We start from the raw sequence: 10,486 nt of genomic DNA on the forward strand, positions 1-10,486 counted from the left end.
TATACAGGCGCTGGAAGTAGCGCGAACTGTGTAGTTCGCGTCCCCGCATCATCTTATCGAAGCGACTGGCGCGGGGGCACGAACTGCAAAGTTCGCGCTACAGTACACCGACCCCGAATCTGCTCTAGGAAGTAGGTTCCGCTCGGTCCGACGGCGTAGGCGTCCGACCGGTGGCCCCCCAAACCAGGCGCCAACGGCCGTTGACCGACGACCGGTCGGACGCCTACGGCGTCGGACCGGCAAGCGAAACCCTTCCTGAACCGCTTCATAATTTATAAAGGGATAAAAGCGCCAATAGCCTCTGCCGGAATAAGGTATAAAGTCAATTAGTATACAGCCGTTCACCCGTCGCCTTTTTCATCCAATAACCATCCTGTGCTATTTCATGGCCTTAGCAGCCAATACGATATCGAATAAATAATTCTTCATTGACTACCAAGACCCCAACATTTTTTAATGCAATTACCCGGCGGGATTTACTTGTAAACGCCCATCCTGCTTTCGGGTAAAAACGGCATAATCAATCAATTGCTTACTGCTATGCGCTCGAATAATGCTTAATTTACAGCCCCATTTGCCTTCGGATGAAGCGCGGTGAGGTGCTTTCATTCTTTTAAACAGTCATTTTTCACCTCTTCCCTCACATATCCCACACTTTTATGCATAAACCCTTACTTGCTAACCGGCTCAGCCGGTGGTTGGTGGTAGCTTTATTGACGCTGCTGAGCAATTCGATTGCCTGGGCCCAAAGCACGGCTAACTACGCATTCACTACCAGTAGTACCGGCTCCTTGGTCGATATGTCGAGCGGCACGACCAGCGCGCTGGCCACCGGCACGTACTACGACGACGTGGCGTCGACGGTGCAACCGCTGGGGTTCACCTTCGTGTTCATGGGCACGCCCTACACGCAGTTCAGCGTGAACTCCAACGGGCAGCTGCGCCTGGGGGCCACCGCCATTTCGGGCACGGCCGTAGCGCCGACCTCGGGGGCGGCCATTTTGGCGCCCTTCGGCGGCGACAATGCGGTGCTGGCCACTGGCAAAGTCCACTACAAAGTGGTGGCGGGCACCAACCGGACCCTGGTAATCGAATGGAACGCGCTGCGAATTCCCTACGGCTCGACGGGTACCGGTAGCTTGGTCCAGGCTATTTTGGAAGAAAACACGGGAAAGGTGGAGTACCGCTACGGGGCAATGTACAACAACAGTACATCGACTGTGCGCTCCATCTTTATTTCGGCTGGCACCAGCGCAGGCCAGATTGGGTTGGTCAAAACCTTTACTACGACGCCGACTTACGACGCCACGGTGACGTCGGCCACGACCACCACACTGCCGGACAACGCCGTCGTGCCGGTGCTGAACTCGACTGCCGACGGGGCGCGCACAGTGTTCACCTTCATGCCAACTACAGTTGCCCCCGCCGCACCTACGGTAACGTTTACCGCTCTCACGCAGACCAGCCTGACCGTGAACATTTTGGACAACTCGACCAACGAATTCACATTCGCCGTTTACCGCTCGACCGACAACGTGACCTTTACCTTAGTGGGAACGGTGGCGACGACATCCACCACCGGTACCGGCTCGACGGTGACGCTGGCCCAGACGGGTCTGGCTCCCAACACGCCGTACTACTACCGCGTAACCGCCAACTCAGAAGGAGTGCCCTCGACGGCGGCCACGGCTACGGCGACCACCTTGGTGTCGGTGCTCTGCGGAACCAAATCCGTCGGGCCCAGCGCCGGGGCCGACTACCCCACGCTGACTGCGGCCTTTACCGCCATCAACAACAACGGCCTGTGCGGCCCGCTGGTGCTGGAGCTGCAGGCGGCTTATGTGAGCACCACCGAAACCTTCCCGTTGGTGTATAACTACACCGGCGCTACGGCTACCAACACCGTGACGGTGCGGCCGGCAGCTGGTGCCAACAACCTCAGCATTACGGGCACTACTGCAGTAGCCGTGATGAGCATTACGGGCGGTAAATACCTGATTATTGACGGTCGCCCCGGTGGTTCGGGCGCGACGGTGAGCGGCGCGGCCCAGGCCACCGACCTCACCATCAGCAGCACCAGCACTAGCGGCATTCCGCTGCAGTTCACCAGCGACGCTACCTTCAACACCGTGCAGCACGTCCAAGTCAAGGGCGTGGGCACCAGCGACTCGGGCTCGCCCGACGTCAACTTCACGGGCACGGTGACCACCACCGGCAACAGCGACAATACGGTGCAGTACTGCAACATCGGCGACGGGGCCACCACGCCCGTGACGCTGATTTATGGCGGCAATGCCCTGAACGCCCGCAACAGTATTCTGAACAACAACCTGTTCAACAACTATTACGCTTCGGGCAGCACCTACGGCATTTACCTGAACCAGTCGGGCGCCGGCTGGACCATCAGCGGCAACAGCTTGTACCAAACGGCGAGTCGCGCCGGGGTGAGTGGCACGATGTACGGCATTTTCATCAATGCCAACAACGGCCACACCGTATCGGGCAACTTCATCGGCGGTTCGGCCCCGAGCCTGGGCGGCACGCCGCTCACTATCACGGGCACGGCGACGACCTACCGCTATGCCGGCATTTACCTAGTCACCACCACCGGTACGGCCACCAACGTGCAGGGCAATACCGTGGGCAACATTACGTGGCTGAGCAGCAGCGGCGCCAGCACCACCTACGGCATCCTGTCGGGCATTTACGTGAGCACCGGCGACGTAAACGTGGGCACCACGACGGGCAACGTCATCGGCGGCGCCACGGCTCCCATTTCGGTGAGCGCCACCACTACTGGCGGCTACGCTTTCGGCATTTCGACGGCTTCGTCGGGCGCCATCAACATCTCGGGCAACACCATCAGCACCATCACGGGCATAGGTGCCTCGGCCATTGCCGTGAACGTGACCGGCATCTTGGCGTCGACGGGTTCGCCGACCATCAGCCGCAACAAAATCTACAACCTGGCCGCGGGCAGCGCCGCGGGCGGCACCGTGGCCACGCTGGCCAACGGCATCTGGCTGACGGGCGGCACCACCACGTCGGTGCTGAACAACCTGATTGGCGACCTGCGCGCCGCTACGTCCACCAGCCTGGTGGGCGTGTCCGGCATTCAGATTAGCGGCGGCACCACCCACAACCTGTACTACAACACCATCTACCTCACCGCCGCCAGCAGCGGCGCCACCTTCGGCACGTCGGGCATCTACCTGAACTCGACCAGCGCCACGCTGGACGCGCGCAACAACATTGTGGTGAACAAGAGCACGGCTGCGGGCACGGGCGGCTACACCGCCGCCCTGCGCCGCGTGAGCGGCACGGCCGGCACCGCCCCTGCCAACCTGGCCACCACCACCAACAACAACCTGTACTACGCCGGCACGCCCTCGGCCACGAACCTGATTTACGTGGAAGGCACCACCACGGCCACCAACGCCGCACAGACTCTGGTGGCTTACAAATCCTTGGTGGCCCCGCGCGAAAGCAATTCGGTGACGGAAGATGTGGCCTTTGCCAGCACCACGGGCACGGCCGCTACCTACCTGCACATCAACCCCAGCACCCCGACCCAGGTGGAAGGCGGCGGCACGCCCATCAGCAGCGTGACCACCGACTTTGACGGCGACACGCGCAACGCCACGACGCCCGACCTGGGCGCCGACGAAGGGACATTCACGCCCCAGGACCTGAGCGGGCCCACCATCAGCTACACGGCGCTGGGCAGCACGCCCAGCACCGCCAACCGCACGCTGGTGGTCACCATTTCGGACCCCAGCGGCGTGGCCACGGGCACCAACGCCCCGCGCTTGTACTACCGCAAAGGCACCACGGGCGCCTATGTGTTCGTGAACGCGACCAGCGTGAGCGGCAGCACTTACACTTTCACGTTTGATTACTCGCTCATTGGCGGCGTGGCCGGCTTCGACGTGGTGCAGTACTACGTGGCCGCGCAAGACGTGCCCGGCAACGCTTCGACCAGCCCGCTGGGTGGCTCGGGCGCCACGCCCCCCGGCACCACGGCCCCCACAGCCCCCAACCAATTCTTGATTCAGGGGATACTGGCTGGCACCTACTACGTGGGCACAAGTACCTCGCCCGACCCCACCCGCACGTACGCCACGCTGACGGCCGCCGTAGCCGCCTACAACGCGAATACGCTGGGTGGCGCCGTAACCTTTGTGCTCCTGGATGCAACGTATTCAACGGCCGAAACTTTCCCCATTGTCGTAAACGCAAACGCTGACGCCAGCGCCACCAACACGCTCACCATTAAGCCCAGCGCTGGGGTAACACCTGTTGTGACGGGCAGCGTGGTTACGGGTGCGGTGCTCAAACTAAACGGGGCTGACTACGTGACCATCGATGGCTCGAACAATGGCACCACTACCCAGGACCTTACCCTGACCAATACCAGCGCCACCGGCACGGGCAATGCCGTGCTGTGGATAGCTGCCGCTTCGGCCTCTGACGGCGCCAACTTCAACACCATTAAGAACACCAAAATCACGGGCAACTCGGCCGCAGGCTTCCCCCAGTTTACGGCGTTCTTGGGCGGCGGCGGCGCGGGTGTTACTGCGCCCACGACCAGCACCCCGGCCCCAAACTCCAACAACACGCTCACCAACAATGCCCTGGCTAAGGGCTTCTATGGTCTGTTCGTATACGGAACTTCGGCCACGAACCCGGACCAGAACAACGCCATCGTGGGCAACCAAATTGGCCAGAACGTGAGCGGTTTTGGCTTCGGCCTGGAGGGGCTGCGCGCCGTGAGTCAGCAAAATTTGCTGGTGCAGGGCAACGAAATTCAGAACGTGGTAAGCGCCGATGCTTTTAGCCACTTAGGCATGAATCTGAGTGCGCTCAAGACGTCGACCATCACGCGCAACTCGATTCACAACGTGCAGTCGAACAGCGCGTCGTCAGGCAACGTGGGCTACGGTATTTTGCTGGCCTCGACGGCCTTCAACACCAGCACCAACGCCAGCGCCAATACCATCAGCAACAACATCATTTACAACATTGCGGCGCCGCTGGCAGCCACTAGTTCAAACCCGAACGTGCTGGGCATTGCCAACAACGGCGGCTATGGCGACAAACTGTACTTCAACACGGTGTTGCTGAACGCCGCACAAACGGCAGGTACCGGCTACTCGGCCGCCATATCGAATGGTGACTCACAATTCTCTACGGCTACGTCGGCTATTGATGTGCGCAACAACATCATCGCCATCACGGCCAACGTGACAACGGCGGCTAAGTATTTCGGCTACTACACCTCGGCTGCCAACGTGAACGGCTCGACGCTCAACTACAACGACTACTACATAGCTGGCACGGGCGCCGCCACCTTTGCCGTGGGCAACCTGAACGGCACGACCCTGGCTAGCTCTGCCACGCTGGCAGCGTGGCGCACCGCTACCGGCCAGGAAGCTAATTCGGTAAGTGTCAATCCCAACTTTGCGCAAACCACCACCGTCCCCTTCGACCTAACGCCTACTTCGGCCACGTTGAACAACCTAGGCGACGCCACTACTGGCGTGACGGTTGATTTCACGGGAGCAACCCGCAGCGCCACGCCCGACATGGGCGCCTACGAGTTCACGCCCGCTCCGATTGACATAACCCCCACGGTGCTGGTAGGCCCGGCGGCGGCAGGCTGCTACGGCGCCACTGAAGCCTTGACCGTAACCATCTCTAACAACGCCACCGCCGCGCTAAATTTAGCCTTGAATCCCGTGACCATTACGGTGGTGGTGACTCCGCCGAGTGGGCCCGCTCAAACGTTTACGACGACGGTAAACACGGGTACGCTGGCCGCCGGCGCTAGCCAGAACGTAACGCTGCCGGGCACGCTGAACCTGACAGCCGCCGGCACTTACTCCTTCGTAATCACGACTTCGACGCCGGGCGACGGCACTCCTGGCAATGACCAGTTGACCGTGACCCGCACGGTAGTAGGCGCGGCCGCGCAGCCGCAGCTGGTGACCTTCACCGGCTACACCGGTGCCAACTTAACGGCGGTGTTCCCCGGCTGGTACGAAGCCACGGGGGCAGCAGTGCCCACCGGTACTACTTCCGCTTGGACTAGCCAGACGGGCTTTGGCAGCACGGGCAACACGACGGCCAGGATTAACCTGTACACTACGGGCAAAAACGACTGGATTGTGTCGCCGAAGTTCTTAGCCACTGCCTCAACGGTGCTCACATTCGACGCCGGCTTGTCGGACTTCGCAGCCCTCACAGCCGACCCTGCCGGCATGACCGGTACCGATGACTTCATGGAAGTACGCATTTCAACGGACTGTGGTCAGACGTTCGTTCGCATTCCGACTTTTGCCCAGTTTAACGCGGGTAACCAGCCCAGCAATGGCAGCCTGACGAACTATTCCATCGACCTGAGTTCGTACGCGGGCCAGCAAATCATCTTGGGTTTCTTCGCTTCAGAAGGCACCGTGGATGACACCCCGGATTACGACTTCCACCTCGATAACATCAGCGTCAGAAGCCCCTTGGCCATCGACTTGGCTCCGGTAGCCCTGGCCACGCCTACTGCTACCCAAGGCTGCTACTCAGCGGCCGAAACGGTGAGCGTAACGGTGAGCAACCTGGGCTCGCAGTCCTTGAACTTCGCTACGAACCCTGCCACGGTGACGGCGGTAGTGACCACTCCCGGTGGCTCGCAAACCCTGACAACAACTGTTTCAACGGGTACGTTGGCTCCTAACGCTACCCAGACCGTGAGCTTGGCCCCCACGCTCGATATGTCGGTGCTGGGCACCTATTCCTTTGCCATCACAGCGACTGTGCAGGGTGACTTGGTGACGAGCAACGATGCCCTGGCTGCGGTAACGCGCACGGCAGCCGCTCCGGTGGCCGGCACGCTCTCCTCGACCAGCAGCGCGCTTTGCGTGAGCGGCACGACTGCGCTCACGTTGACCGGTGCAGCCAACGGCAACATCCAGTACCAGAGCAGCTCGGACAACGTGACCTTTACGGACATCGCCGGCGCCACGGCTGCGACTTATACGACTCCCGTTCTGACAGCAACCACGTACTACCGGGCACTGGTGCGCTGTGGCACCAACGTGGCCACTTCCAACGTGAGTACCATCGCCGTAAGCAACCCGCTCGTGGCCACCACCAACACCCCGCTGACCATCTGCGCGGGCAGCACGGCCACGCTCACGGCAACGGCTAGCACGGGCGCGAATGTGCGCTTCTTCAGCGCCGCCACGGGAGGCACGGCGCTAACCAGCACCACGCCTGGTTCGTACACCACGCCGGCTCTCACCGCTAATACTACTTACTACGCCGAGGCCTTCACCGGTGGCACAGAGAGCGTAGGGCCAACGGCTCAATCCAGCACGGGCTTAACTCCGCAAACGGGTGGCGCGTTGTACTTCACCACTACACGTGCCCTGACCATCTCGGCGGTAACGGTTTTCCTCAATGCGGGCCAGGCGGCCGGCACGGTCACCATTGCGTTGCGCACGGGCAGCAGCACCGGGGGTGCCATTGTGAACAGCCAGAGCGTGGCCTTTGCCGTGCCGGCAGGACCGGCTACGGGCGTCGCTTCTTACGTGGTGCCATTGAACTATAGTGTGCCAGCGGCTGGCCAATACACGCTGCACCTAAGCTCGGCTACGCAAAGCGGTTTGCTCCGTGACGATGCCGGTGCCAACCCAACTGGCTACCCCTATACCTCGCCCAGCGGTGCGCTATCCATCACAGCCCCCAGTGTGTCGAGCTACTATTACTACTTCTACAACTGGCAAATCAGCACTGTCTGTGCTGGTGCTACCCGCACCGCCATTCAGGTGAATGTGACGCAGCCGGCCACGGCCAGCTTCGCGGCCGCCACGGCCAGCAGCTGCGGCACTTCGCCTTTCGCGCTCAGCGGCGCGGTGGGTGGCTCGGCCACGGGCGGCACCTACACCAGCAGCGGCACGGGGACTTTCTTGCCCAATGCCACCACGCTCAATGCCACCTACACGCCCTCGGCGGCCGACATCGCAGCCGGCTCGGTCACGCTGACGCTGACCACCAGCGGCTCGGCGCCCTGCCCGGATGTAACGGCGACCCAGACCTTGAGCATCAGCCCGGCTCCGGTCGCGGCCTTCAGCTACCCGGCGGGCACAACCTACTGCGCCGGCAGCACCAGCACGGTGGCCCCCACGCTGGGCAGCGGCGCCTCGGCCGGCACCTTCGCCTCGACCACGGGTCTGACCGTTGACGCCACCACCGGCGTAATTAACCTGGCCACTTCTGCGGCCGGCACCTACACCGTCACCAACACCATCGCGGCTTCGGGCCCGTGTGCCGCCACCACAGCTTCGACGCAGGTGACGGTTACCCCGCAAACAACCGCTAGCTTCAGCTACCCGGCCGGCACGTTGTACTGCACCAGTGGCACCACCAACCCGGCGCCCAGCGTCACGGGTACGGCCGGCGGCACCTTCGCCTCCGCGCCGGGCCTAAGCTTGAACGCCAGCACCGGCACGATTACGCTGGCCTCGTCCACCCCCGGCACCTACACGGTGAGCTACACCGTGGCCGGCCCCTGCGGCAGCGCGGCCACGCAAACCATCACCGTCACGGGCGCACCGCTGGCCACCTTCGCCTACCCGGCGGGCACGACCTACTGCGCTGGGGCGGCCAGCACCGTGGCCCCCACGCTGGGCAGCGGCGCCTCGGCCGGCACTTTTAGCTCGACCGCGGGCCTGAGCCTGAACGCCAGCACCGGCGTGATTGACTTGGCTACTTCCGTGGCCGGCACCTACACCGTCACCAACACCATCGCAGCCGCCAACGGCTGTGTGGCCGTGACGGCCACCGGCACCGTGACCGTCACGCCCCAGACCTCAGCCGCCTTTGCTTACGCTGGTGGCACTTTCTGCCAGAGCGGGGTCAATCCCACGCCCACTATCACGGGCACGGCGGGCGGCACCTTCACGGTGACGCCGTCCACGGGTCTCTCGGTTAATGCCACCACGGGGACCATCACGTTGGCAACTTCGACCCTGGGCACCTACACGGTGAGCTACACCGTGGCCGGCCCCTGCGGGAGTACGGCCACGCAAACCATCACCGTCACGGGCGCACCGCTGGCCACCTTCGCCTACCCGGCGGGCACGACCTACTGCGCTGGGGCGGCCAGCACGGTGGCCCCCACGCTGGGCAGCGGCGCTTCGGCCGGCACCTTTAGCTCGACCGCGGGCCTGAGCCTGAACGCCAGCACCGGCGTGATTGACCTAGCCACCTCCGTGGCCGGCACCTACACCGTCACCAACACCATCGCAGCTTCGGGCTCTTGCGCCCCCGCTACGGCCACGGCCAGCGTGACGGTGACGCCGGCCACGTCGGCGGCGTTTAGCTACGGCGGCACCTCGTTCTGTGTGAGCGGCACAACGGCTCCCGTAGCTACCGTGACGGGCACCAGCGGCGGCACGTTTAGCTCGACCACGGGCCTGACGCTGAACGCCACGACGGGCGCCATTACGCTGGCCTCGTCCACGCCCGGCACCTACACCGTGACCTACACGGTGACGGGCGCGTGCGGCAGTTCGGCCACCGTCCCGGTGACCATCATAGCCGCCCCGGTGGCTGCCTTCAGCTACGGCACTGCTGCTACTTACTGCGTGAGCGGCACCACCAACCCGGCCGTTGTGCTCGGCGCGGGGGCTTCGGCCGGCACGTTTAGCTCGACCACGGGCCTGACCATTAACGCCACGACCGGCGCCATTACGCTGGCTTCGTCCACGCCCGGCACCTACACCGTGACCAACACCCTCGTGGCTGCCAACGGCTGCGCCGCCGTCACGGCCACTTCGACCGTGACCATCACGGCAGCGCCGGTAGCCAGCTTCAGCTACGGCTCGGCCGCGACCTACTGCGTGAGCGGGACCACCAACCCCAGCGTGGTGCTCGGCGCGGGGGCCTCGGCCGGCACGTTCTCGGCCAACCTCACGGGCCTGAGCCTGAACGCTGCAACGGGCACCATCACGCTGGCTTCGTCCACGCCCGGCACGTACACCGTGACCAACACGGTGGCGGCCGCCAACGGCTGCGCCGCCGTCACGGCCACTTCGACCGTGACCATCACGGCAGCGCCGGTGGCCGCCTTCACCTACCCGGCCACGACCATCTGCGCCGGGCAAACCGCCACGGTGACGCCCACGCTCGGCGCGGGCGCCACGGCCGGCACGTTTACTTCCACCACGGGCCTGACCATTAACGCCACGACCGGCGTTATCTCGCCCTCGACCTCCACGGCCGGCACCTACACCGTGACCAACACCATCGCGGCCGCCAACGGCTGTGCTGTGGTCACCAGCACGCAATCGGTTACCATTCTGCCCGTGGCGGTGGCCACTTTCAGCTATGGCGCATCCGCCACCTACTGTGTGAGCGGCACCACCAACCCCAGCGTGGTGCTGGGCGCGGGGGCTTCGGCCGGCACGTTTAGCTCGACCACGGGCCTGAC

At 63.3% G+C, this 10,486-nt stretch carries 1 protein-coding gene; it reads left to right on the top strand.

The features are described from left to right. Positions 1-659 precede the first annotated feature (659 nt). The coding region (locus JKL48_RS22550; protein WP_201987624.1) for a beta strand repeat-containing protein at positions 660-10,486 on the top strand (9,827 nt) is incomplete at its 3' end.

It is taken from the genome of Hymenobacter rubidus (genome assembly GCF_016734815.1).
GTDB classification, from domain to species: domain Bacteria; phylum Bacteroidota; class Bacteroidia; order Cytophagales; family Hymenobacteraceae; genus Hymenobacter; species Hymenobacter rubidus.